Source organism: Gordonia desulfuricans NBRC 100010, from assembly GCF_001485495.1.
In the GTDB taxonomy this organism is placed as follows: domain Bacteria; phylum Actinomycetota; class Actinomycetes; order Mycobacteriales; family Mycobacteriaceae; genus Gordonia; species Gordonia desulfuricans.
The window spans coordinates 32,318-58,025 of record NZ_BCNF01000042.1 but is presented as its reverse complement, the minus strand read 5'-3'; the positions used below and the strand labels follow the sequence as shown (position 1 = coordinate 58,025).

Annotated in this window: 22 protein-coding genes and 2 pseudogenes; 2 read left to right on the top strand and 22 right to left on the bottom strand. The window is 68.4% G+C overall.

What is annotated here, in order from left to right:
• Window positions 1–449: pseudogene (locus GD1_RS07390) on the bottom strand (ABC transporter ATP-binding protein/permease); the annotation flags it as partial.
• 119 nt (window positions 450–568) lie between these two features.
• Complete coding sequence (locus GD1_RS07385) at window positions 569–1,447, bottom strand: acyl-CoA thioesterase (protein WP_059036525.1); 879 nt, start codon at window positions 1,445–1,447, stop codon at window positions 569–571.
• Window positions 1,448–1,619: 172 nt separating this feature from the next.
• Between GD1_RS07385 and GD1_RS07380 the strand changes: the two genes are divergently transcribed.
• Complete coding sequence (locus tag GD1_RS07380) at window positions 1,620–2,198, top strand: CHAP domain-containing protein (RefSeq protein WP_059036531.1); 579 nt, start codon at window positions 1,620–1,622, stop codon at window positions 2,196–2,198.
• Between the two features lie 135 nt (window positions 2,199–2,333).
• Window positions 2,334–2,543, top strand: coding sequence for a dodecin (locus GD1_RS07375; protein WP_053777808.1), 210 nt, complete (start codon window positions 2,334–2,336; stop codon window positions 2,541–2,543).
• 180 nt (window positions 2,544–2,723) lie between these two features.
• On the opposite strand, the gene GD1_RS24635 is transcribed toward GD1_RS07375, so the two are convergent.
• The 20 genes and pseudogenes from GD1_RS24635 to hisD form a co-directional block, all read right to left on the bottom strand.
• Window positions 2,724–2,861 (bottom strand): hypothetical protein, encoded by a 138-nt coding sequence (locus tag GD1_RS24635; RefSeq protein ID WP_157079399.1) that lies wholly within the window; start codon window positions 2,859–2,861, stop codon window positions 2,724–2,726.
• A 352-nt stretch (window positions 2,862–3,213) separates the two neighbouring features.
• Window positions 3,214–4,647: a pyruvate kinase gene (gene pyk / locus GD1_RS07370; protein WP_053777865.1), complete on the bottom strand. Its 1,434-nt coding sequence runs from the start codon at window positions 4,645–4,647 to the stop codon at window positions 3,214–3,216.
• Window positions 4,648–4,752: 105 nt separating this feature from the next.
• Window positions 4,753–6,258, bottom strand: coding sequence for a glutamate synthase subunit beta (locus tag GD1_RS07365; protein WP_059036524.1), 1,506 nt, complete (start codon window positions 6,256–6,258; stop codon window positions 4,753–4,755).
• The gene (gene gltB, locus GD1_RS07360; RefSeq protein ID WP_053777806.1) at window positions 6,251–10,822 is read right to left on the bottom strand and encodes a glutamate synthase large subunit; all 4,572 of its coding nucleotides are present in this window, start codon (window positions 10,820–10,822) and stop codon (window positions 6,251–6,253) included. Before gltB ends, GD1_RS07365 begins: the two co-directional genes overlap by 8 nt.
• Window positions 10,823–11,021: 199 nt before the next feature.
• Window positions 11,022–12,842, bottom strand: a complete 1,821-nt coding sequence (gene lgt, locus GD1_RS07355; protein WP_083533942.1) for a prolipoprotein diacylglyceryl transferase — start codon at window positions 12,840–12,842, stop codon at window positions 11,022–11,024.
• A gap of 64 nt (window positions 12,843–12,906) precedes the next feature.
• A complete protein-coding gene (gene trpA / locus GD1_RS07350; RefSeq protein ID WP_053777805.1) occupies window positions 12,907–13,731 on the bottom strand; it encodes a tryptophan synthase subunit alpha in 825 nt (274 codons plus the stop codon).
• On the bottom strand, window positions 13,728–15,071 hold the full coding sequence (trpB, locus tag GD1_RS07345) for a tryptophan synthase subunit beta (protein WP_059036530.1): 1,344 nt from the start codon (window positions 15,069–15,071) through the stop codon (window positions 13,728–13,730). Before trpB ends, trpA begins: the two co-directional genes overlap by 4 nt.
• 66 nt (window positions 15,072–15,137) lie before the next feature.
• On the bottom strand, window positions 15,138–15,956 hold the full coding sequence (trpC, locus tag GD1_RS07340; protein WP_059036522.1) for an indole-3-glycerol phosphate synthase TrpC: 819 nt from the start codon (window positions 15,954–15,956) through the stop codon (window positions 15,138–15,140).
• Window positions 15,957–16,062: 106 nt separating this feature from the next.
• A complete protein-coding gene (locus tag GD1_RS07335) occupies window positions 16,063–16,893 on the bottom strand; it encodes a TIGR02234 family membrane protein (protein ID WP_083533941.1) in 831 nt (276 codons plus the stop codon).
• Window positions 16,886–18,472 carry an anthranilate synthase component I gene (locus GD1_RS07330; RefSeq protein WP_059036521.1) on the bottom strand — a complete coding sequence of 529 codons (1,587 nt, stop codon included), beginning with the start codon at window positions 18,470–18,472 and terminating at the stop codon, window positions 16,886–16,888. Before GD1_RS07330 ends, GD1_RS07335 begins: the two co-directional genes overlap by 8 nt.
• A pseudogene (locus GD1_RS07325) lies at window positions 18,469–18,660 on the bottom strand (tautomerase family protein); the annotation flags it as partial. The gene GD1_RS07330 and the pseudogene GD1_RS07325, both read right to left, overlap by 4 nt.
• Window positions 18,661–18,758: 98 nt before the next feature.
• Window positions 18,759–19,118 carry a phosphoribosyl-AMP cyclohydrolase gene (gene hisI / locus GD1_RS07320; RefSeq protein WP_053777802.1) on the bottom strand — a complete coding sequence of 120 codons (360 nt, stop codon included), beginning with the start codon at window positions 19,116–19,118 and terminating at the stop codon, window positions 18,759–18,761.
• 4 nt (window positions 19,119–19,122) lie between these two features.
• A complete protein-coding gene (gene hisF / locus GD1_RS07315; protein WP_059036520.1) occupies window positions 19,123–19,923 on the bottom strand; it encodes an imidazole glycerol phosphate synthase subunit HisF in 801 nt (266 codons plus the stop codon).
• Entirely contained in the window at window positions 19,920–20,774 is an 855-nt protein-coding gene (locus GD1_RS07310; RefSeq protein ID WP_053777800.1) for an inositol monophosphatase family protein, read from the bottom strand. Before GD1_RS07310 ends, hisF begins: the two co-directional genes overlap by 4 nt.
• The gene (gene priA, locus GD1_RS07305) at window positions 20,771–21,514 is read right to left on the bottom strand and encodes a bifunctional 1-(5-phosphoribosyl)-5-((5-phosphoribosylamino)methylideneamino)imidazole-4-carboxamide isomerase/phosphoribosylanthranilate isomerase PriA (protein ID WP_053777799.1); all 744 of its coding nucleotides are present in this window, start codon (window positions 21,512–21,514) and stop codon (window positions 20,771–20,773) included. Before priA ends, GD1_RS07310 begins: the two co-directional genes overlap by 4 nt.
• A gap of 54 nt (window positions 21,515–21,568) precedes the next feature.
• Window positions 21,569–21,832, bottom strand: a complete 264-nt coding sequence (locus GD1_RS07300) for a hypothetical protein (protein WP_059036519.1) — start codon at window positions 21,830–21,832, stop codon at window positions 21,569–21,571.
• Entirely contained in the window at window positions 21,829–22,470 is a 642-nt protein-coding gene (hisH, locus tag GD1_RS07295; protein ID WP_053777798.1) for an imidazole glycerol phosphate synthase subunit HisH, read from the bottom strand. The genes GD1_RS07300 and hisH overlap by 4 nt, the downstream gene beginning before the upstream one ends.
• Entirely contained in the window at window positions 22,467–23,099 is a 633-nt protein-coding gene (gene hisB, locus GD1_RS07290) for an imidazoleglycerol-phosphate dehydratase HisB (protein ID WP_020792190.1), read from the bottom strand. The genes hisH and hisB overlap by 4 nt, the downstream gene beginning before the upstream one ends.
• Window positions 23,100–24,254 (bottom strand): histidinol-phosphate transaminase, encoded by a 1,155-nt coding sequence (locus GD1_RS07285; protein WP_059036518.1) that lies wholly within the window; start codon window positions 24,252–24,254, stop codon window positions 23,100–23,102. It abuts the gene before it with no gap.
• On the bottom strand, window positions 24,251–25,597 hold the full coding sequence (hisD, locus tag GD1_RS07280; protein WP_059036517.1) for a histidinol dehydrogenase: 1,347 nt from the start codon (window positions 25,595–25,597) through the stop codon (window positions 24,251–24,253). The genes GD1_RS07285 and hisD overlap by 4 nt, the downstream gene beginning before the upstream one ends.
• Between the last annotated feature and the right edge of the window lie 111 nt (window positions 25,598–25,708).

Genomic DNA, 25,708 nt, shown 5'->3' with positions numbered 1-25,708 from the left:
TGGAGCCATGCGCTGCCGACGTAGATCTCGAGAAGGGTGCGCCCCACGTGGATCGCGGCGAGGATGCCGAAGACGGCCATCGAGTGCCAGAACCCGGACTTGCCGGCGTCGAGCATCGCCTGGCCTTCGGGCCCCTGGCCGGTCAACCCCTGACCCACCATCGGCAACGACGTGTAGAGATCGTTGCTGAAGTAGGTGAGCAGCACCGACAACCGCACCCCGAACAGCGACAGCAACATGAGGCCGATCAGGTAGGCCCAGGCGACCGTCCGGGTCTGCGGTCCCAGGAAGAACCGGCCACTCACGCGCCAGAACTGCTTGCCCCACACGGTGAACCGGGCAAGGACAAAGCCCACCACGATGAATCCGACGATGGTGATCGCGAAGACCACACCCATCCATCGCAGGGTCGCCCAGATCTCGGTGCCCCAATCGATGCTGTACTCCATCAACCCCCCTCGACGTCGGCCGGCTGCCGTCGGTCAGATCGCCGAAGTGTATCCCGCAGTGGCGGTTTCCAGCGCACGATGGGATCGGATGGGTGCCGGTGTCGCCCGGCGACGCCGCGTCAGTTCTTGGGCGGGAAGTACTTGATCAGCGCTTCCTGCACCACCGAGGTGGCCAAAGTGCCGTCGCGCATCCAGAATCGGCCCGATCCCATCCCGCGGGAACCGGTGGCGACCGGCGATCGGGTGGCGTAGAGCATCCACTCGTCGAACCGGAAGTCCCGGTGGAACCACATCGAGTGGTTGACGGTGGCGGCGAAGAGCCGGTCGATGCCCCAGGACAATCCGTGGGTGGTGATGATCGAGTCCAGCACGGTGGTGTCGGAGGCGTAACACATCGCGGCGACGTGCATGATCGGGTCGTCGGGCATCACACCGTCGGCCTTCATCCAGACACGGTTGTCGCGCAACGTCTCCCCCGCCTCGCGCATCTTCCACGACGGATCGTTGGCGAACCGGATGTCGATGGGGTGCAGCGCATTCACGAAGGTCGCTATCGTGTCCTCGAAGCCCTTGAAGTGCTCACCCAAGGGCGGCAACTCCTCCGGGTAGGGCACCTGCGGGATCTCCACGGCGTGCTCCAGTCCCGCCGAATTGTCCTGGAACGCAACGAGCATCGTGAAGATCTCTTCGCCGTCCTGCATCGCGGTGACCTGACGGTTGGCAAACGACTTGCCGTCCCGGAACCGCGCGACGTGGTACTCCATCGGCTTGTTGACGTCGCCGCCGCGGATGAAGTGGGCGTGCAGGGCGTGGACCGGCGGTTGTCCGCGGGTCAGGCTGCGCGACGCGGCGACCACACCCTGACCCAGCATCTGGCCGCCGAAAGTACGTGCGGTCTTCTGCTCCGGGTGCAGGCCGATGAAGAGATCGTCGTCACGCTGCTCGACGTCGAGCAGGGCGAGGAGTTTGCCGAGGTCGCCGGAGCGTTCCGCTGTCATGCGACCACCCTAGGCGCTGGCCGGAGAGGTCAGAAGGTCGGGGCGATCCCGATTCCGGAACCCGATCTTCACATCGACGATCTCTACACTCGTCGGGGTGAGCAGCGATCAGGTCGACGCGCCGACATCGACGACCACCGAGGTCGCCCGATCCGCGCGTCGCCGACGCCGGGTGTGGGCTGCGGTGGCCGTCGCGCTGATCGTCGCTGTCGGCGTGGGGGTTCTCGCCGTTCGCGCCGCACCGGACCGATGGTTTCCGTGGGACACCGCCGAGATCCCGGTCGATACCGCAGGTCTCACTCCGACACAGGTGCGCATCGTCGAACTCCTGCGCAGCGAGCATGCCGCGCAGCGCCCGGGCACGTTCTACTCCGAGGGTGTCGACGAGCCGTGGTGCGCGGACTTCGTCAGCTGGGTTCTGCGCGAGGCCGGCCAGCCGTTGTCGAATCCGAACTCCGGCCACTGGCGCATCCCGGGTGTCTACACATTGCAGGAGTACTACGAGGACAGCGGCCGATTCGAACCGGTCGGCCGATACACACCCCGCGTGGGTGACGTCGTCCTGTACGACCGGAGCTCCGGATTCGGTCAGCACACCAATGTCGTGGTCGCCGTCGACGGCGGTACGGCCACCACCGTCGGTGGCAACGAGATGGGCCGGATTCGGGTCCACCGTCTGGACTGGGCTTCCGACGCCGGCGTCGTCGGGTTCGGCCGGAGCGTCATCGGGGACGACGACACGCATCCGTGAGAGACGCGGCGCGGTCACGGTTTGTCGATTCGCGGTCGACACCAGCGCGAAGCGGGGTAGACAAGGGAGAGGTCGGCACGAGTCGGCCCGATCGCCCCATCGCGATCGGAGTTCTCGAGACCGAAAGGAATACCCTTGTCTGGCAATGTATATCGAGTAATCGAGGTCGTCGGTTCATCGACGTCGGGCACCGATGACGCCATCCGCAATGCGATCGCCCGGGCATCGGAGACGGTGAACCACCTGGACTGGTTCGAGGTCACCGAGACCCGCGGTCACATCGAAGACGGCCAGATCGCACACTTCCAGGTGCGTCTGAAGATCGGATTCAAGATCGAGGAGTGAGGCGGCCTCCTCCCGCCCGACGGTTGTCGCGTAAGACGACTGCTCGACCGGCGCATGCCCGCGCCGGTCGAGTGGGACGTCCTCGGCCCACGTCAGGACGTGACCACCGCAGAGCTGGTCACCTTGCGCACCCGGCCTGCGAAGATTTCGACACGCCTCGTCGCTGCGCTCCTCATCGGCTCAATCACCGTATTCGCTGGTCACCTCGCGCACCCGGCGTGCGGAGATATCGCTGCGCGCCGCAACGTATTCGCCGGTCACCTTGGGCACCCGGCCTACGGAGATATCGCTACGCACCGGAACGTCTTCGCCGGTCACCCTGTGCACCCGGCCCGCGGAGATATCGCTGCGGTCCGCAACGTCTTCGCTGGTCGAGCCGGGACCGAGCCCCTGGGCGAGGACCCGTGTCGAGACCCGGTTCGCCGACCTCAGAAAGCGACCACCCCAGAGCCGGTCACCTCGCGCACCCGGCCCACGAAGATTTCGACACGCCTCGTCGCTGCGCTCCTCAACGGCTCAATCACCGTATTCACTGGTCACCTCGCGAACCCGGCCCACGAAGATATCGCTGCGCTTCGCAACGCATTCGCCGACCGAGCATCCGAACCGCTGCGATGACAAGGAAGCCGCGGTGCACCTGGGCGCACCGCGGCTTCCGACGTGACCGGACTCAGTGGTCCTGTTCGCCGATCCGGTGGACGTGGATCATGTTGGTGGAGCCGACGGTGCCGGGCGGGGCACCGGCGACGATGACGACGACGTCGCCGACCTTGAGACGTCCGATCTTGAGGAGCTGGTGGTCGACCTGGTCGATCATGTGATCGGTGGTGTCGACCTTGCTGACGATGAACGTCTCGGTACCCCAGCTGAGTGCGAGCTGACTGCGGACGGCCTGGGTGGGTGTGAAGGCCAGCAGCGGCAGCCGCGAGTGCAGTCGGGCGAGTCGTCGGACGGTGTCGCCGGACTGGGTGAAGGCGACCATGGCCTTCACTTCGAGGCGCTCGCCGATGTCGCGGGCGGCGTAGGAGATGACGCCGCGCTTGGTGCGGGGCACGTGCGAGAGCGGCGGGACGTCGCGGGAGCCGGATTCGACGGCCTGACAGATGCGGTTCATGGTGCTGACGGTCTCGAGCGGCCATTTGCCGACCGAGGTCTCGCCGGAGAGCATGACGGCGTCGGCGCCGTCGAGGACGGCATTGGCGACGTCGGAGGCCTCGGCGCGGGTGGGGCGCGAGTTCTCGATCATGGAGTCGAGCATCTGGGTGGCGACGATCACCGGTTTGGCGTTCTCGCGTGCCATCTGGATGGCGCGCTTCTGGACCAGCGGCACCTGCTCGAGGGGCAGTTCGACGCCGAGATCGCCGCGGGCGACCATGACGCCGTCGAAGGCGAGCACGATGGCCTCGAGATTGTCGATGGCCTCGGGCTTCTCGAGCTTGGCGATGACCGGGACGCGGCGGCCGACGCGGTCCATGACCTCGTGGACGAGTTCGATGTCGGACGGGCTGCGCACGAACGACAGGGCGATCAGGTCGACGCCGAGTTCGAGGGCGAACTCGAGGTCGTCGATGTCCTTGTCGCTCAGTGCGGGGATGGAGGTCTTGACGCCGGGCAGGCTCAGGCCCTTGTTGTTGCTGACCGGACCGCCTTCGGTGACGGTGCAGACCACGTCGTTGCCGTCGATGGCGGTGACCTCGAGGCCCACCTTGCCGTCGTCGACGAGGAGCCGGTCACCGGCCTGGGCGTCTTCGGCGAGTTGGGCGTAGGTGGTGGAGACGCGATCCTTGGTGCCGACGATGTCGTCGACGGTGATCCGGACCTCGTCGCCGGTGTTCCACATGACCTGACCGTTGAGGGCACCGTCGTCGACGAACTTGCCGAGACGGATCTTGGGGCCCTGCAGGTCCGCGAGGATGCCGACGGCCTTCTCGGTGGCGTCACCTGCTCGCCGCACTCGCTCGTAGACGGTGCGGTGGTCATCGTGGGTACCGTGACTGAAGTTCAGTCGTGCCACGTCCATACCGGCTTCGACGAGTTCTTTGAGTCGTTCCTCGGTATTGGTGGCAGGGCCCAGGGTGCAAACGATTTTCGTACGGCGCGTCACGGTGTCCACCTTAGTCCGCTCGTTTCGGCTTTCCTATCGGCCGTCACGACTTGTCATCGTGCGGCCATTCGATGTTCGGACGACATGCCTGTTACGCACCGGTTTTCACCGCACCGACAGTGGTAGCGCCGCGGGCCGGACCGGTGACGGCAGATCGGATGAACCCATCAGGAACTCGTCGACGGCACGTGCCGCCGACCGCCCTTCGGCGATCGCCCACACGACGAGCGATGCACCCCGGTGGGCGTCGCCGCAGACGAACACGCCGGGAGCGTCGGTCTGCCAGTCGCTGCCGCACGAGAGCGCTCCACGCCGATTGGGTTCGAGGGCCAGGTCGGTCAGCAGGGGGCCGCGCTGGACTCCCTCGAAACCGATTGCGAACAGGGCGAGTTCGCACGGGATCTCGAACTCGGCGCCGACCGGGGTGATGACGCGACGACCATCGGGTTCGCGGACCACCTGGACCTCGGCGAGTACCAGGGTGGTGACGTTGCCGTCGGCGTCGCCGACGAACCGCTGCACGGCGACCTGGTATTTGCGTTGTCCGCCTTCATCGTGCGCCGAGGACGAGCGCATGACCAGTGGCCAGGTCGGCCACGGCGAACGGTCGTCGTCGCGGTCGATGGGCAGTTCGGGGTTGTAGTCGAGCTGCACCACCGATGCCGCGCCCTGCCGGTGGGCGGTGCCCAGGCAGTCGGCGCCGGTGTCGCCGCCACCGATGATCACGACATGCTTGCCCTTGGCGGTGATCGGCGACGGTCCGTCGCCTTCGCATTCACGGTTGGCGGGGACCAGATGCTCCATCGCGAGGTGCACACCGTTGAGGTCGCGTCCGGGAACGGGATTGTCGCGGGCGGCCATCGCACCGATGGCCAGGACCACGGCGTCGTGGCGGGCCCGCAGATCGGCGACCGTGAGCGTGGTGCCGACATCACATCCGGTGACGAACTCGGTTCCCTCAGCACGCATCTGGGCGATCCGACGGTCGATATCGGACTTCTGCAGCTTGTACTCGGGGATGCCGTATCGCAGCAGGCCGCCGAGCCGGTCGTCCTTCTCGTAGACGGTGACGTCGTGGCCGGCGCGGGTGAGTTGCTGCGCCGCGGCGAGGCCGCCGGGCCCGGAGCCGACGACGGCGACGGACTTGCCGGTCTTGGCCGCGGGCGGCTCCGGACCGATGATTCCCTCGGCCCACGACTCATGGGCGATGGTCTTCTCGATGCGTTTGATGGTGACGCTGCCGCCGGTGGTGCGATCGGAGATCGACAGCACGCATGCGGCCTCACAGGGTGCGGGACAGACCATCCCGGTGAACTCGGGGAAGTTGTTGGTGGCGTGCAGTCGGCTGCTCGCCGCATCCCAGCGACCCCGCCGGACGAGGTCGTTCCATTCCGGGATCAAGTTGCCCAGAGGGCATCCCGCGGATCCGGAGTGGCAGAACGGGATACCGCAGTCCATGCACCGGCGGGCCTGTTCGGCGACCTCGTCGAGCACCTTGACCGGGTTGGCGGCGTGCTCGTAGACGTCCTCCCAGTCGTGGACGCGTTCGGTCGCAGGCCGGTAGCCGGCCTCTTTCTTCGAGACTTCGAGGAATCCTCGTGGATCAGCCACGTGCCGCCTCCATGATCGCTGAATCGACGTCGCGTCCTTCGGCTTCGGCCATTCTGGCCGCGTCGAGGACCCGCTTGTAATCGGTGGGCATGACCTTGGTGAAGCCGAGGCATCGGCGAGGCCAGTCGGCCAGCATCGATGCGCCGATGGCCGACCCGGTCTGCTCGGTGTGTTTGGCGATGGTCTGCTGCAGCCACAACAGGTCGTCGGGGTCGGGCCGTAGGAGCTCGACCATCGCCATGTTGACCTTCGACGAGTCGAGGTCGTAGACGTAGGCCATGCCGCCGGACATACCCGCGGCCATGTTGCGGCCGGTCGGTCCGAGGATGACGACGCGGCCGCCGGTCATGTACTCGCAGGCGTGGTCGCCGACGCCCTCGACCACGGCGGTGGCACCGGAGTTGCGCACGGAGAACCGTTCGCCCACCTTCCCCCGCAGGTACAGCTCACCGGACGTGGCGCCGTAGAGGATGGTGTTGCCTGCGATCACCTGGTCTTCGGCGATGAACCATGCGTCGGGGTGGGGTGCGACGACGATCTTGCCGCCGCACAGGCCCTTTCCGACGTAGTCGTTGGTGTCGCCGGTCAGGTTGATGGTGACGCCCGGCGGCAGGAAAGCGCCGAGGGACTGTCCGGCGGAGCCGTCGAGGTTGACGACGATGGTGTCCTCGGAGAGCCCCTCGGCACCGTAGCGGCGGGTGACCTCCGAGCCGAGCAGCGTCCCGACGGTGCGGTTGACGTTGCGGACCGGCAGCTCCAGGGTCACCGGATGGGCGTCCTCGAGCGCGCCCTCGGCGAGCTGGATCAGGGTCTGGTCGAGGGCCTTGTCGAGGCCGTGGTCCTGACCGCGCACACGGCGGGTGGGCCCCTTGCCCTCGATGCGCCGGAAGATCGGGGTCAGGTCGAGTCCCTTGCTCTTCCAATGTGCCATGGCGGTGTCGGTGTGCAGCCGCTGGGACTGCCCGATCGCCTCGTCGAGGGTGCGGTATCCCAACTGCGCCAGGTACTTCCGCACATCCTCGGCGATGAATCGGAAGAAGTTGACGATATGCTCGGCCTGGCCGGTGAACCGCGACCGCAGCTGCGGGTTCTGGGTGGCCACACCCACCGGGCAGGTGTCGAGGTGACACACCCGCATCATGATGCAGCCGGACACGATCAGCGGCGCGGTGGAGAAGCCGTACTCCTCGGCACCGAGCAGTGCCGCCATGATCACGTCCCGCGCGGTCCGCAGGGCGCCGTCGCACTGGACGGTGATGCGGTCACGTAACCCGTTGAGCATCAACGTCTGCTGGGCATCGGCCAGACCGATCTCCCAGGGGGTGCCGGCATGTTTGAGCGAGGTCAGCGGGGATGCGCCGGTACCACCGTCATGGCCGGAGATCAGCACGACGTCGGCATGCGCCTTGGACACCCCGGTCGCCACCGTGCCGACACCCACCGCACTGACCAGCTTCACGTGGATGCGGGCCTGCGAGTTGGCGTTCTTCAGATCGTGGATCAGCTGTGCGAGATCCTCGATCGAGTAGATGTCGTGGTGTGGCGGCGGCGAGATCAGCGCGACGCCCGGCGTCGAGTGTCGGGTCTTGGCGATCCACGGGTACACCTTGTACGCCGGGAGTTGTCCGCCCTCACCGGGTTTCGCGCCCTGCGCCATCTTGATCTGGATGTCGGTGGCGTTGATCAGGTAGTCGCTGGTCACGCCGAACCGACCGGAGGCGACCTGTTTGACGGCACTGCGGCGTTCGGGATCGTAGAGGCGGTCGACGTCCTCGCCGCCCTCCCCCGAGTTCGACCGGGCACCGATGCGGTTCATCGCGATCGCGATGGTCTCGTGGGCCTCGGCTGAGATCGATCCGTAGCTCATGGCACCGGTGTTGAACCGGGTCATGATCGACTCGATCGGCTCGACCTCCTCGAGCGGGATCGGGTCGCGGGAGGTGAGGTCGAGTTCGAACAGCCCACGCAGGGTGCCGCCCTCGGCCGACAGACGGTCGACCTCGGCGGAGTACTTCGCGAACACGTCGTCGCGGCCGGTCTTGGTGGCGTGCTGCAGCAGGAACACCGTCTCCGGGGTGAACACGTGCAGTTCGCCCTCGCGGCGGTACTGGTACTCGCCACCCACCTCGAGCCGGCGGTACACCTGCTCGGTGGCGTTCTCCGGGAACGCCCGGTGGTGGCGGATACGTACCTCCTCGGCGAGTTCGTCGAGGCCGACGCCCTCGATCCGGGAGACCGTGCGGGTGAAGTATTCCTTGACCACCGCCGACGACAGCCCGACCGCCTCGAAGGCCTGCGAGGCGGTGTAGGAGGAGATGGTGGAGATCCCCATCTTGCTCATCACCTTGAGCACACCCTTGCCGAGCGCCTCGATGTAGTTGCGGATCGCCTTGGACGAGGCGACACCGGTCAGCTCGCCCTCGCCGATCAGGTCGACGATGGACTCGAGCGCCAGGTACGGGTTGACCGCGGCGGCACCGAAGCCGATCAGCAGCGCGATGTGGTGGACCTCGCGGGCGTCCCCGGACTCGACGACGAGGGCGACCTTGGTGCGTTCCTTGGTCCGCACCAGGTGATGGTGCACCGCGGAGGTGGCCAGCAGCGACGGGATCGGTGCGTGCTCACGATCGGTGTGGCGGTCGGAGATCACCAGGGTGTGGTGGCCCTCGGCGATCGCCTGACTCGCCCGCAGCCGCAGGTCCTCGAGTGCCCGTGCCAGGCCCTCGCCGCCGTCGGCGACCTCGTAGAGACCGTGCAGCACCTTGGCCGACAGTCCCGGGTGCTCGCCGTCGTCGTTGATGTGGACGAGTTTGGCGAGGTCGTCGTTGTCGATCACCGGCCAGTGCAGCATGATCTGCCGGCACGACGCCGCCGTCGGCGTCAGCAGATTCTGCTCGGGCCCCATGACACGGCCCATGGAGGTGACGATCTCCTCGCGGATGGCATCCAGCGGCGGGTTGGTCACCTGCGCGAACAGTTCCACGAAGTAGTCGTAGAGCAGCCGGGAGCGCTGGGAGAGCACCGCGACCGGGGTGTCGGTGCCCATCGAGCCGAGCGGCTCGTAACCCGACGCCGCCATCGGGGTGAGCAGGACGCGCAGGTCCTCCTCGGTGTAGCCGAACGACACCTGCCGGCGGACGACGGTGTCGTGGTTGGGCTTGTAGACCGGACGGTCCGGCAGGGTGGCGATGTCGAGCAGACCGGCGTGCAGCCATTCGTCGTACGGCTCGTCGTGGATCAGGGAACCCTTGATCTCCTCGTCCGGGATGATCCGGCCCTCGACGGTGTCGACGAGGAACATCTTGCCGGGCTCGAGACGGCCCTTGGAGACGACGTCGTCGACGGGGACGTCGAGCACCCCGGCCTCCGAGGCCAGGATGACGCGACCGTCCCGGGTCTGCCACCAGCGGCCCGGACGCAGACCGTTGCGGTCGAGGACCGCCCCGACCACCTTGCCGTCGGTGAAGGTGACACACGCGGGGCCATCCCATGCCTCCATCAGCGAGGCGTTGAACTGCAGGAAGGCCCGACGCTTGGGATCCATCGACGGCACGTTCTCCCATGCCTCGGGGACCATCAGCATCACCGCGTGCGCAACACTGCGCCCGCCGAGATGCAGGAGTTCGAGGACCTCGTCCAGTGAGGCGGAGTCCGATGCCTCCGGTGTGCAGATGGGGAAACAGCGTTTGAGGTCGCCGGGGATGAGGTCGGTGGCCAGCATGGCCTCACGGGCCCGCATGCGGTTGCGGTTGCCGCGCACGGTGTTGATCTCGCCGTTGTGGGCGACGAAGCGGAACGGGTGGGCCAGCGGCCACGACGGGAACGTGTTGGTGGAGAACCGGGAATGCACGATCGCGATGGCACTCAGACACCGCTCGTCACGCAGGTCCGGGTAGTACAGCGGCAGCTGGATGGTGGTGAGCATGCCCTTGTAGACCATCGTCCGGCTCGACAGCGACGGGAAGTACAGGCCGGTGCCGGCCTCCTCGATCTCCGCGGTGACGCGCTCGGCCTGCTTGCGGAACGGGTAGATGGCGCGGTCGAGGTCGACGCCGGAGAGCCGATGGGTGCCGGTGGACGGGTCGACGGTGACGAACAGCTGCGCCATGAACGGCATGCAGTCGACGGCGGTGGCCCCGATGTCGGCGCCGGTGGGATCGACCGGCAGATCACGCCAGCCGAGGACGGTGATGCCCTCGGCGTCGGCCAGCTCGGCGACGCGTGCCTGGGCGGCGGCACGGAGTTCGGGATCGGCGGGCAGGAAACAGGTACCCGCGGCATAGGTGTTGTCGCCCGACGGCGACGGTGCGGGCAGGGCGAAGTCGACGGTGGCCCGCAGGAGCTCGTCGGGCAGCTGAATCAGGATGCCGGCGCCGTCGCCACTGTTGGCCTCGGCACCGGCCGCACCGCGGTGCTCGAGATTCTCGAGCGCGAGCAGACCGTCGGCGACGATCGAATGTGATCGACGGCCGTAGATGTCGGTGACCATGGCCACACCGCACGAGTCGACCTCGGCCTCGGGGTCATAGAGGCCCTGCTTTGCCGGGAGCGCCGAAAACAACATCACTAACCTCCACCGGATTCTGACGAATCGTATGGTCGATGTCCGCAGGGACAGCGCTGGCCCGTGGAGCTTGCACCGGGCTGCGGACGTGGGGCTGCCGCAGACCGTGAAACCTGAGTTTATCCGACCACAGGCCCCGGTGTCGGTGGAGAAGGCCGGATTTCAGGTGTGGGATTCGTCGTATGACGCACGGAACACGTCACGAGGTGCGTGACTGGTCCTCACCCGTGGTGTCGGCCGAGTCGCCTGCCGGCTCGACCGACGAGTGGGCTTCCGGTTCACCGGAGATGCCGGAATCGGCCGGGGTGTCCTGTCGGGATCCACCGCCGGTGTCAGGAATCTCGTCGGTGTCAGGAATCTCGTCGGTGTCAGGAGCCTCGTCGGTGTCGGGAGCCTCGTCGGTGTCGGGAGCCTCGTCGGTGTCGGGAGCCTCGTCGGGGACGTCCTCGGATGCTTCGTCGACACGTTCCTCCGACGTTTCGTCGGTGGTGTCCGGAGTGGTGTCGCTATCGGTGGTGTCGGTATCGGTGGTGTCGGTATCAGTGGTGTCGGTATCGGTGGCGTCCGCGGCGGCATCGCCCGAGTCGCCCTCCGACTCCTCGGTATCGGCGGTCTCGGCGGCGGACGTGGCCGTCCCCGACTCCCCTGCGCCTGTCTCCTCTGCGCCTGTCTCCTCTGCGCCCGACTCCCCTGCGCCCGACTCCTCTGCGCCCGACTCCTCTGCGCCTGTCTCTTCTGCGCCCGACTCCTCGTCTGCCGCGCCCGCCTCGGCGGTGTCGTCCGCCGTGCTCTGCTCCACGGGAGTCTGGCCGTCACGGGACTCGTCGACCGTGGCGATCACGGTGGTCTCGTCCCCTGTCGTCTCGTCCCCTGTCGCGTCGTCCCCTGTCGTGTCGGCCTCTGCGGTGTCGGCCTCTGCGGTGTCGGGCTCTGCGGTGTCGGGCTCTGCGGTGTCTTCACCGGCCGATGCGGGGACCTCGTCGACGACGTCATCGGTCGCCACGTCCTCGGCGAGCGACGGCACCACATCGTCGGGCTCGCCATCGGCATTCTCGTCGTCGACCGGCTCGTCATCGACGTCTTCGAAGGCGTGGTCGTCGACGTACCCGACCGCACCCTCGGCCCTGAGCTCCGCGGCGCGGCGCGGGTGGTACATCTCGAGCCCCTGCTCGCGACCCTTGGTGGCCACCACGAAGTAGATGGCGGCGGCGGCGAACAGGACGGCGGCGGTGAACACGTTGATCCGGACACCGGCGATCATCGTGTACGCGGTGTCGGAGCGCAGCAGCTCCACCACGAAGCGGCCGACGCAGTAGCCGGCGACGTACAACGCGAACAGGCGGCCGTGACCGATCCGCAGATAACGGTCGAGCAGCACCAGCACGACCACCACGAGCACGTTCCAGAGCAGCTCGTAGAGGAACGTCGGCTGCACCACCGAGTAGACGACGCCGGTGGAGTGACCGTTGATCAGACCCGGACCGGTCTGGTAGCCGTCGGTGCGTTCGTAGATCTCCAGGCCCCACGGCAGCGTGGTCTCACGGCCGTAGAGCTCCTGGTTGAAGTAGTTGCCGAGCCGACCGATGGCCTGCGCCAACAGGATCGGCGGTGCGATCGCGTCACCGAAGGCAGGTAGCCGAATCCCGGCCAGGCGGGCACCGATCCAGGCGCCGAGCGCGCCGAAGATCACCGCACCCCAGATTCCGAGACCACCGTCCCAGATCCGGAAGACGTCCATCGGCGACTTCGGACCGTCGCCGAAGTAGATCTGCCAGTCGGTCAGGACGTGATAGATGCGGCCACCGATCAGACCGAACGGCACCGCCCAGATCGCGATGTCGAGAACTTCGCCGGGCTGACCACCACGCGCCTGCCAGCGACGATCGCCCCACCAGACGGCGATGATGATGCCGGCGATGATGCACAGCGCATAAGCGCGAAGCGGGATCGGTCCCAGATGCCAGACACCTTGCGGTGGACTCGGAATGTAGGCGAGCAGCGTGGTAGTCGGCGCGATCACGGTCACACACTAGCCGAACCCGGACACCGCTCCTGCGATGCCCGGGTCCGGTCGGTGTGTGGGTCTATCGGGGTGTGGTCGGGTGGGCCACGCCCTCGGCCAGTTCGGCGACGAGCGCACGCAGGTGGTCGTCGCCGGCCTTGGCCGCGGTCACCAGCGCCGACCCGACGATCACACCGTCGGCATAGGACGCGATGTCGGCGGCCTGCTGCCGGTTACGCACGCCCAGGCCGACGCCGATCGGGATGTCGGAGTGGGCACGGACACGGGCGCACAGCTCCGGTGCGGCGTCGGACACGGCGTCGCGGGCACCGGTGACACCCATCGTCGACGCCGCGTAGACGAACCCTCGGCACGAGTCGACGGTGAGCGCGATCCGTTCCGGTGTGGACGACGGCGCGACCAGGTAGATGCGGTCGATCCCGTACTTGTCGGAGGCGGCATGCCAGGCGGCACCCTCCTCCGGGATCAGGTTGGGCGTGATCAGGCCGGCACCACCGGCCGCGGCGAGATCGCGGGCGAACTCGTCGACGCCGTACTGCAGGATCAGGTTCCAGTAGCTCATCACCACGGCGGTTCCGCCCGCCTCGGTGATCGCCTTGACCGCGGTGAACACGTCACGCACCCGCACACCGTTGGTCAGCGCGAGGTCGGCGGCCTCCTGGATGGTGGGGCCGTCCATCACCGGATCGGAGTACGGGATGCCGACCTCGATGATGTCGCAGCCGGCCTCGACCATCGTGCGGAACGACTGCACCGACGCGGGCACCGTCGGGAACCCGACCGGCAGGTAGCCGATCAGCGCGGCCCGCCCCTGCTCGCGGCACTTCTCGAACACCGGACCCAGCTTGGAGTCGGCGGCGCGGTGCGTCGACGCGGCGGCGGTCATCGGCTGGTCTCCTCGGTGCTCGCGGCGGTCGGTGCGGTGACCCCGGCCTCGGCTTCGGACGGCGGCGGATCGAACAGGTGGAACCAGCGGGCGGCGGTGTCGACGTCCTTGTCACCACGACCCGACAGCGACACCACGATGATGGCGCCCTCACCCAGCTCCTTGCCGAGCTTGAGCGCACCGGCGACGGCGTGGGCCGACTCGATGGCCGGGATGATGCCCTCGCGGCGGCTGAGCAGACCCAGCGCGTCCATCGCCTCGGTGTCGGTGATCGGGCGGTACTCGGCGCGGCCGATGTCCTTGAGATAGGCGTGCTCGGGGCCGACGCCCGGATAGTCCAGACCGGCCGAGATCGAGTGCGACTCGATGGTCTGGCCGTCCTCGTCCTGCAACAGATACGAGTAGGCGCCCTGGAAGGCACCCGGGGTTCCACCGGTGAAGGTGGCCGCATGCCGGCCGGTCTCCACGCCGTCACCGGCCGCCTCGAAGCCCACAAGGCGGACGTCGGCGTCGTCGATGAACGGATGGAAGATGCCGATCGCGTTGGAGCCGCCACCGATACAGGCGGTCACGGCGTCGGGCAGACGCCCCTCGGCGGCGAGGATCTGCGCCCGCGCCTCCATCCCGATGATGCGCTGCAGGTCGCGGACCAGCAGCGGGAACGGGTGCGGTCCCGCCGCGGTACCGAAGCAGTAATAAGTGTTGTGCGCGTTGGTGACCCAGTCGCGCATCGCCTCGTTGATCGCATCCTTGAGGGTGGCCGAGCCGGTGTCGACGGCGATCACCTCGGCACCGAGCAGGCGCATCCGGGCGACGTTGAGGGCCTGCCGGTCCGTGTCCACGCGACCCATGTAGACCACGCACTCCATACCGAGCAGCGCACAGGCGGTGGCGGTGGCCACGCCGTGCTGGCCGGCACCGGTCTCGGCGATCACGCGGGTCTTGCCCATGCGCTGGGCCAGCAACGCCTGCCCGAGCACATTGTTGATCTTGTGCGAACCGGTGTGGTTGAGATCCTCACGCTTGAGGAAGATCCTTGCGCCACCGGCATATTCGCTCAGCCGCTTGGCCTCGTACAACGGCGAGGGCCGACCGGTGTAGTCGCGCTGCAGCCGGTCGAGCTCACCGAGGTACTCGGGGTCGGTACGCATCTTCTCGTAGGTGACGGTCACCTCGTCGATGACCGCCATCAGCGCCTCGGGCAGATGGCGCCCGCCGTAGACCCCGAAATGCCCGTCCTCGTCGGGTTCGACCGACGTACGGGTGGACACACCCTGGCTGGCGGTCGGCAGACCGGCAGCAGGGGCGGATGAGGCGACCGACTGGTCGCCGTGCTCGATCGTCACAGAGAACTCACTGACTGCACAGTGTTCGTCGGCGACTCCGGCTCACGCCGGAAGCCGCACTCAGCGAACAGGTTTCGGACAGGACGGATGGGTGCCGGCAGTGACCAGCTCGGACACCGCCACACGCGGGTCGCCACTGGTCACCAAACCCTCACCCACCAGAACCGCATCGGCGCCGGCACCGGCGAATGCCAGCAGATCGGCGGTACCGCGGACGCCCGACTCGGCCACGCGGATGACCTTGGTCGGCAGCCCCGGAGCGATGCGGGAGAAGTTGTCGCGGTCGACCTCGAGGGTCTTCAGATTGCGATTGTTGACACCGACGACCGACGCACCGGCCTCCAGTGCGCGGTTGGCCTCTTCCTCGGTGTGGACCTCGACGAGCGCGGTCATCCCGAGGCTCTCGGTGCGGTCGAGCAGCGACGACAACACGTTCTGCTCCAGTGCCGCCACGATCAGCAGGATCATGTCGGCACCGTGCGCCCGGGCCTCGTGGATCTGGTACGGCCCGACGATGAAATCCTTGCGCAGCACCGGGATGTTCACCGCCGCCCGGACTGCGTCGAGGTCGGCCAGCGAACCGTGGAAGCGACGCTCCTCGGTCAGCACGCTGATGATCCGTGCCCCGCCGGCCTCGTAGGCCGATGCCAGTTCGGCCGGGTCGGCGATGGTCGCCAACGCACCCTTGGACGGGCTGGCCCGCTTCACCTCGGCGATGACGCCGATGCCCGGTTCCCGCAGGGCCGCCATGACGTCCTTGGGCTCAGGGGCCTTGAGCGAGGCCGCCTTGACGGCCTCGAAATCGATGACCGCCTCGCGCGCGGCGACGTCGGCCTTGACTCCCTCGATGATCGAATCGAGGACGCTGGGAGTGCTCACGACAGATGTTCCCTTTCCCACGATCCTTGCCCGCCCCAGGGTAGTCCGCGACTCCGGACGGCCCGTGCGCGGGTTACCTCACAGTCCCTTGCGCACCGGCGGTTCGTCAGTGCGGGTCGGTCGGGTCGATCCCCGTGTCGAGCGCATCCCACATCATCCGCTCGTTGGCCTGCGGCTTCCGGTCGGCCTTCGACGTGTCCGCCGACCCCGCCGCGGTGCCCTCGTCGCCGGCCGGTGCGGCGTCGTCGGACCCACCGGACTTGCGCCGTTCGTAGTCGGCGAAGACCTGGCGTTCGAGCTCCTCCCGGCGAGCCGCCGGGGTGCGGTACTTGCTCGACATCCCCGCACCGGACGCCGCGCGCATCAACAGCACGGCCGCGCCGACGCAGCAGAGCGTTCCGGCCAGCACCACGATCGCCACCCACGCATTGGTGGTGGTCAGCCGCACGACGTAGCGGTCGGCCAGATCGATGGCGCGGGCGGCATACAGCGAATCCGAACCACTCGTGGCCATCGACAACGCCGGGAAGGCCGCCAGCACGCCGCCGGCGGCGACGAGCACCGCCAGGACCCGCAGCGCCCATCCCCGCAGCGAGAACGCCGCCAGGATCCCGGCCAGCAGCACCAACGCCAGCGGCGTCAGCCACGGACTCCAGTCGGCGCCCTTCACCGTCAGGTACCGGTCCGGCGACATCCCGTCCCCGGCGAACACCGTCGCCCAGGTCAGCCGCGACGCCCCCCAGAAGGCTGCTGCCGCCGCGGCCATCAGGACCGCGGCGATGATCTTGGTACGACGGATCGTCGCCGCACTCCCGGTACTCCCGCCACCGGCGGCATCATCGGGGCCGCCGGGAGCCGTGCTGCCGGTCTCGGGGCTGTCGGCATCGGGGCCGGGCTCCGGGGTATCCGACGGGGTCGGGTCCTGCTGGTCACTCATCTGGGTGGGTCGCCTCCTCGGGCTCCGGTGCGGCGCCGACCCGTCGCATCGTGGACGCGGCGGCCACGGCGTTGAGCACTGCCGTCGCCTTGTTGCGCGCCTCGTTGTATTCGTAATCGGGATCGCTGTCGGCGACCACGCCGCCGCCGGCCTGCACGTAGGCACGTCCCTGCTTGATCAGTGCGGTACGGATGGCGATGGCGGTGTCGGCATTGCCCGCGAAGTCGAGGTAGCCGACGATGCCGCCGTAGAGTCCGCGACGGGTGATCTCGTGCTCGTCGATGATCTCCATCGCACGCACCTTGGGTGCGCCGGTCAGGGTGCCCGCCGGGAAGCAGGCGGTGACCGCGTCGAGGGCGTCCTTGTCCTCACGCAGGGTCCCCGACACCGTCGACACCAGGTGCATGACGTGGCTGTAGCGCTCGATGTGCCGGTAGTCGCTCACCTTGACCGTGCCCGGACGGCACACCCGGCCCAGGTCGTTGCGGCCGAGATCGACGAGCATCAGGTGCTCGGCGTTCTCCTTCTCGTCCTCGAGGAGCCCCTTGCCGAGCAGCTGGTCCTCCTCTTCGGTGGCGCCACGCCAGCGGGTTCCGGCGATCGGGTGCGTCGTGGCGACCCGGTCGGACACGGTGACCAGGGCCTCCGGACTGGAACCGACGATGGTGATCGGCTCGGAATCGCTGCCCTCCGGACCGGTCGGCATGCGCAGCAGGTACATGTACGGGCTCGGGTTGGAGGCGCGCAGCACCCGGTACACGTCGACCGGATCGGCGGCAGAATCCATCTCGAACCGCATCGACGGCACCACCTGGAAGGCCTCACCGGCCTCGATCTCGCCGATCACCGACCGGACGATCCCGTGATACTCCTCGCGGCTGCGCTGCACCGTGAAATCCGGTGCGGGACGGCTGAAATGGGACACCGTCGACGGTGCCGGCGAGGCCAGCGCCGCGGTCATCCGGTCGAGCCGGGCGACGGAGTCGGCGTATGCCTCGGCGGCCCGCTCGTCGCTCCCGTCCCAGTTGACCGCGTTGGCGATCAGGGTGATGGTGCCCTCGTGGTGATCGACCGCGGCCAGGTCGGTGGCCAGCAGCATCATCAGATCCGGCAGACCCAGATCGTCGACGGTGGTCTCCGGCAGCCGCTCCAGACGCCGCACCATGTCGTAGGCCATGAACCCGACGAAACCACCGGTCAGCGGCGGCAGATCGGGCAGCGGGTCGGTGGCGAGCAGCTTCAGCGACTCGGCGAGCACGGTCAGCGGGTCACCGTCGACCGGGGCGCCGGACGGCACGGTGCCCCACCAGTGCGCCTTGCCGTCGACGACGGTCAGCGCCGACGGTGCGCCCGCTCCGATGAACGACCAGCGCGACCACGACCGGCCGTTCTCCGCCGACTCCAGCAGGAAGGTGCCCGGACGGTCGCCGGCGAGTTTGCGGTACGCCGACAACGGGGTCTCCGAGTCGGCGAGCACCTTGCGGGTGACCGGCACGACGCGATGATCGGCCGCCAGGTCGAGGAAGTCGGCCAGGGTCGTGGTGGTGTCGGACGCACCCGGTCCGGTGGTGGCGCTCATCCGAGCGGCTCGCCGCCGACGCCCCACTGCGAGCGCGGGATCTCGTTGATCGTCACCCACACCGAATCGGGATTCTTGCCGGTGGCCCGGGCGTAGGCCTCGGTGACCGCGGCAATGGTCTCCCGTTTGACCCGGTCGGAGAGTCCGGGGGTCTGCGAGATCTGGATCAGGGGCATACCTGCTCGCCTTTCGTCGTCAAATCTGGGGCGGACTCACGTGGGCCCGATTGTGCTCCTGGTCGCAAGCCTGTCGGCCCCGATTGTCCCAGGTGTCGTGCGTTCGCCGATCAGCCGGCCGACGCGGAGTCGGCGAACGGCAGCGATGGCGTGTCGAAGCAGCTGTGGTTGCCGGTGTGGCAGGCCGCACCCACCTGGTCGACCACGAGCAGCAGGGTGTCACCGTCACAGTCGACGCGCACATCGTGGACGTACTGGGTGTGCCCGCTGGTCTCCCCCTTGACCCAGTACTGCTGCCGTGACCGGGAGTAGTAGGTGGCCTTGCGGGTGGCCAGGGTGCGTTCGAGTGCGGTGTCGTCCATCCACGCCATCATCAGCACGATGCCGGTCTCACGCTCCTGCGCGATCGCGGCGAACAGACCGTCGTCGTTGCGCTTGAGCTTCGCCGACAACTCGGGGTCGAGGGCCATCGGATCAGACCTCCAGTCCGGTGTCGCGGGCGGTGCGGACGGTGATGCCCGCGGCGGCCATCGAGTCCTTGACCTGCCCGATCGTGAGCTCGCCGAAGTGGAAGACCGACGCGGCGAGTACGGCGTCGGCACCGGCGGAGACCGCCGGCGGGAAATGCTCGACCGCACCGGCACCACCGCTGGCGATCACCGGGACGGCCACGGCCGCACGCACCGCCGCGAGCATCTTCAGGTCGAAGCCCTGTTTGGTGCCGTCGGCGTCCATCGAGTTGAGCAGGATCTCCCCCACTCCGAGTTCCTCACCGCGCCTTGCCCATTCGACAGCGTCGATGCCGGTGCCCTTCCGTCCGCCGTGGGTGGTGACCTCCCAGCCGGACGGGGTGGGTGCGTCGCCGTCCGGGACGGTGCGCGCATCCACCGACAGCACGATGCACTGTGATCCGAAGCGACGGCTCATCTCGTCGAGCACCTCGGGACGGGCGATGGCCGCGGTGTTGACACTGACCTTGTCGGCGCCGGCCCGCAGCATGGTGTCGACGTCGTCGACGGTACGGATACCGCCGCCCACGGTGAGCGGGATGAAGATCTGCTCGGCGGTGCGGCTCACCACGTCGAGCATCGTCGAGCGACCCGAACTCGACGCGGTGACGTCGAGGAAGGTGAGCTCGTCGGCCCCCTCGGCGTCGTAGCGTGCGGCGAGTTCCACCGGATCACCGGCGTCGCGCAGGTTCTGGAAGTTGACGCCCTTGACCACCCGGCCGTCGTCGACGTCCAGGCAGGGAATGACACGTACCGCCAAAGTCATCGGGTCTGTTCCTCCTCATCGAGATCGTCCCGACCTGACCAGTCGCCGTCGATCACCTCGTCGATGACGGCCATCACCTCACGGTGGATGCCGGGTGCACCGGCCACCAGCGACGGTGACGTGACCGTCCACGGGTTGCCGGCCAGGTCGGTGGCCACGCCACCGGCGGCGGCCACGAGTGCGGCTCCCGCCGCGTTGTCCCAGGGGTGACGGCCGAAGGCGATCGCGGCACCGAAGGCACCGCACGCCGCATACGCCATGTCGGCACCGGTGCTGCCGGTCATCCGTACCCGGGCGACACGTCCGGACAGGGCGCGCAGCAGGTCGGCGCGACGGGCACCGGCGTACCGCCCGCCGTGTGCGGCGTTGAACGCACCGAAGGCGATCGCCGCCTCCGACAGCCGGGCCGGTGGTTGCACCAGTGCCGGTTCACCGTTGCACAGCAGCGGGCCGTCGACGTGTCCGGCGAACCGTTGTCCCGACAACGGCATCCAGGTCAGGCCCAGCACGCTGCGGCCCTCCACCAGCAGCGCGAGCAGGATGCCCGTGAACGGGATGCCTGCGGAGTAGTTGAAGGTGCCGTCGACCGGGTCGAGCACCCACACCACCCCCTCGTCGACCGGTGGTCCGCCGAACTCCTCGCCGTGTACCGCGATACCGGTGCGGTCGGCGAGCTCGGCGGAGATACGTCGTTCCAGGTCGAGATCGACCTGGGTGGCGAAGTCGGTGCGGCCCTTGCTGACCGCGCTCGGTGCGCCGAGCCCGGCGACGAACTCGGCACTGACGCCGTCGAGGATGCCACCGGCGATGTGCAGCAGCCGGGGCAGATCCAGGTCGGTGCCGATGGTCACCGTCCGCCGACCGCCTGCAGCGCCTCCGGCAGGGTGAACCGGCCGGCGTAGAGCGCCTTGCCGACGATCGCTCCCTCGACGCCCTGGTCGACCAGGCCGGAGATGGCGACGAGGTCGTCGATCGCCGAGACACCGCCGGACGCCACGATCGGGGCGTCGGTGGCCGCGGCGACCTCGCCGAGCAGTTCCAGGTTGGGTCCGGCGAGGGTGCCGTCCTTGGAGACGTCGGTGACGACGTAGCGGGCGCAGCCGTCGCGGTTGAGTCGTTCGAGGACCTCCCACAGGTCACCGCCGTCGGTGACCCAGCCGCGGCCGCGCAGCCGGTAGGAGGAGCCGTCGCGGATCACGTCGAGGCCGACGGCGATCCGGTCGCCGTGGCGGGCGATCGCGCGGGCACACCATTCGGGGTTCTCGAGTGCGGCGGTACCCAGGTTGACGCGGGTGCAGCCGGTGGCGAGGGCGGCCTCGAGCGAGTCGTCGTCGCGGATGCCGCCGGACAGCTCCACCTTGACGTCGAGCTCGCCGACCACCTCGGCCAGCAGGGCCCGGTTGTCGCCGCGACCGAAGGCGGCATCGAGATCCACGAGGTGAATCCACTCGGCGCCGTCACGCTGCCAGGCCAGTGCCGCCTCGCGCGGCGAACCGTAGGAGGTCTCGGTGCCCGCGGCACCTTGCACCAGACGGACGGCCTGACCGTCGGCGACGTCGACGGCGGGCAGGAGTTCGAGGGTGTTACCCATGAATCGGTAGGTCCTTTGCTGATTTCCGTTGGGTGGTAACGGGTCTGATGGATGTCAGGTGGGCGGTAGCTGACCGCGGGCGCGCATGGCGGCCTCGGCCTTGCCGATCTGTCGTTTCGAGACCGTGCCGATCGTGGCGATCATCAAGATCACGGTGACCAGTGCGGCGATGAGTCCGGCGACGGAATTCCAGTGCGCGAGCACCAGGATGATGGGCACGCACACCACCAGCACCAGCACTCCCGAGCCCAGCACGTACAGGACGAACTTGCCGTAGGAGAACCGGTAGGGCGTGTTTCCGTCACCGGCGCCGGTCATGCCAGGCTCCCGATCCAGTTCCGCAGGAGTTGCGCTCCGGCATCGCCCGACTTCTCCGGATGGAACTGGGTCGCACTCAGCGGCCCGTTCTCGATGGCGGCCAAGAACTTTCCGCCGTAGTCGGCCCAGGTCAGGGCGGGTGCCCGCAGCGCGGTGCCGTCGTTGTCCATGGTCCATTCCTGCGCCGCGTAGGAGTGCACGAAATAGAACCGCGTGTCGGCGTCGAGTCCGGCGAACAACACCGAATCCTCCGGCGCGGCAACGGTGTTCCAGCCCATGTGCGGCAGCACCGGGGCGTGCAGCCGGGTGACCGCACCGGGCCACTCGCCGCATCCGTCGGCCTCCACACCGAATTCGACGCCCTGCTCGAAGAGGATCTGCATGCCCACACAGATGCCGAGCACCGGTCGTCCACCGGCCAGCCGGCGGCCGATGATCCGGTCGCCCTTGACCGCCCGCAGACCCTCCATGCAGGCGGCGAAGGCACCCACACCGGGGACCACGAGGCCGTCGGCGTCGAGCGCGGTGTCGAAGTCGCTGGTCACGGTGACGTCGCCGCCGACCCGTTCGAGGGCGCGGTGCGCCGAGCGCAGGTTGCCGCTGCCGTAGTCGAGCAGCGCGATACTCGGGGCGCTCACAGTGCCCCCTTGGTGGACGGGATACCGCTGGTGCGCGGGTCGTACTCGGTGGCCTCACGCAGCGCCCGGGCGAGGGCCTTGAACTCGGCCTCGGTGATGTGGTGCTGGTCGCGCCCGTAGAGCACGCGCACGTGCAATGCGATGCGGGCGTTCAGGGCGATCGACTCGAACACGTGCCGGTTGATCACCGTCGAGTACGGCACCCCCGGGTAGCCGCCGATCACCGCGGCCAGCATGTGTTCGGGCTCGCCGGTGTGCACGCAGTACGGCCGGCCGGAGACGTCGACGACGGCATGGGCGAGGGTCTCGTCCATCGGGATGAAGCAGTCGCCGAAGCGGCGGATGCCCTTCTTGTCGCCGAGGGCCTGGCCGAGCGCCTGGCCGAGGACGATGGCGGTGTCCTCGATGGTGTGGTGGCCCTCGACCTCGATGTCACCCTCGGCCTTGACGGTGAGGTCGAAGCTGCCGTGTGCACCGAACGCGGTGAGCATGTGGTCGTAGAACGGGATACCGGTGGAGATGTCGGTCTTGCCGGTGCCGTCGAGGTTCAACTCGACGGTGATCGACGATTCCTTGGTGGTGCGCTCGATCCGCGCGATACGCGGTGCGGGCTGCTGTCCTGAGGTCACTTACCCCTTCTCTCCCAGGTCGGTGGCGGCGAGCTGACGGCTGACGTCGAGGAACGCATCGTTCTCGGCGCGCAGGCCGATGGTGACGCGCAGATGGCCGGGGATTCCGACATCGCGGATGAGCACCCCGTTGTCGAGGTAGCGGCGCCAGGAGGCCGGGGCGTCGGTGAACCGGCCGAACAGCACGAAGTTGGCGTCGGACTCCGCCACGTCGAAGCCGGCGGCGGCCAGTTCGGCCACCACCCGCTTGCGTTCGGCGACGATGGTCGCGACCCCGGCGAGGGTCTCGGTGGAATGCCGCAGTGCCGCGCGCGCGGCGGCCTGGGTCAGCACCGACAGGTGGTAGGGCAGGCGCACCAGTTGCAGCGCCTCGACGATCGCCGGTGAGGCGGCCAGATATCCCAGGCGACCGCCGGCGAAGGCGAAGGCCTTGCTCATGGTGCGGCTGACGACGACCTTGGCCGGGTACTCGTCGATCAGTTCGACGGCGCTCGGCTGTTCGGAGAACTCGCCGTACGCCTCGTCGACGATCACGATGCCGGGTGCGGCCTCGACGATCGCCCGAAGTCCGGCGTTCGGGATGGAGGCGCCGGTCGGGTTGTTCGGCGAGGTCACGAAGACGACGTCGGGACGGGTCGCGACGATCTCGGTGACGGCGTAGTCGATGTCGAGGCCGAAGTCGGCGTCGCGCTTGGCCTCGAGCCACCGGGTGTCGGTGCCGTCGGAGATGATCGGATGCATCGAGTACGACGGGACGAAGCCCAGTGCCGAGCGCCCGGGACCGCCGAAGGCCTGCAGCAGCTGTTGCAGGATCTCGTTGGAACCGTTTGCCGCCCAGACGTTCTCGACCGAGAGCGACACACCGGTCGCACGGGTGAGGTACGCGGCGAGCTCGGTACGCAGGGCCACCGCGTCGCGGTCGGGGTAGCGGTGCAGTTCCTGTGCCGCCGCCCGCGCCGACTCGGCGACGTCGGCGATCAACTGCTCCGACGGCGGGTGCGGGTTCTCGTTGGTGTTGAGAATCACCCGAACCCGCAATTGCGGTGCACCGTACGCACTCTTACCGCGCAGGTTGTCACGCAACGGCAGGTCGTCGACGGTGATCGATGCGCCCGGGACGGCCGGGGTGGTCACCGCGTCGCGCGATGCGGTCACCGGCTCGTCACCTCACCGGCGAAGCGTCGGGTGATGGCATCGCCGTGGGCGGGCAGGTCCTCGGCCTGGGCGAGGGTGACGACCTTGGCGGCGACGTCGCGCAGTGCTGCCTCGTCGTAGTCGATGACGTGAACACCCTTGAGGAAGGTCTGCACCGACAGGCCGGACGCGAAGCGCGCCGAACCCGAGGTCGGCAGGACGTGATTGGACCCGGCACAGTAGTCGCCGAGGCTGACCGGCGCGTAGTTGCCGACGAAGATGGCGCCGGCGTTGTGTACGCGGTCGGCGACCGCGGCGGCGTCGGCGGTCTGGATCTCGAGGTGTTCGGCCGCATAGGCGTCGACCACGGCGAGCCCGGCTTCGAGATCGTCGACGAGGACGATGCCCGACTGGGCGCCGGCCAGGGCGGTGGCCACCCGGTCGCGGTGCTTGGTCTGGGCGACCTGGTCGACGAGGGCGGCGTCGACGGCGTCGGCGAGCTCGATGGAGTCGGTGACGAGCACCGACGCGGCGAGTACGTCGTGCTCGGCCTGGCTGATCAGGTCGGCGGCGACGAGTTCGGGGACCGCGGTGGAGTCGGCGAGGATCGCGATCTCGGTGGGGCCGGCCTCGGAGTCGATGCCCACCACGCCACGACACAGTCGCTTGGCGGCGGTGACGTAGATGTTGCCCGGTCCGGTGATCAGGTCGACCGGGTCGAGCACACCGCCGGCGGTGTCGGCGGCTGCGGTGTCGACGCCACCGTAGGTGAGCAGCGCGATGCCCTGGGCACCGCCGCAGGCCCACACCTCGTCGACGCCGAGCAGCGCACAGGCGGCGAGGATGGTCGGGTGCGGCCAGCCGCCGAAGTCCTTCTGCGGCGGCGAGGCGACGACGAGCGAACCGACGCCCGCCTCCTGGGCCGGGACGACGTTCATGATCACCGACGACGGGTACACCGCGTTGCCGCCGGGAACGTACAGACCGACGCGACGGACCGGAATCCACTTCTCGCTGACCACGCCACCGTCGACCACCTGGGTGCGGCTGGTCTCGCGGCGCTGGTCGGCGTGCACGGCGCGGGCACGGGTGATGGATTCGCGCAGCGCATCGGCGACGGCCGGGTCGAGGCCGGCCAGGGCATCGGCGATGACCTGCGCCGGAACCCGCACCGAGGCGGGTTTGACGCCGTCGAACTTCTCGCCGTACTCCAGGGCGGCATCGGCACCACGCTCGGCGACCGAATGGACCACCGGCGCCACCGTGTCGAGTACGGCGTTGACGTCGGTGCCCCCGCGGGGCAGCGCACGACGCAGCTCAGCGAGCGTCGGGGTGCTACCGCGCAGGTCGGTTCGGGCGAGCATGAGTCTCTCCTGGTCTGGGTGGGGTTTTACCCTCCTAGTTTACGGGTCGGGCACCACCGGGTTTCCCACACGGTGGCGACGGCGGTTCGCGGTCTGCGACGGGAGGACTTC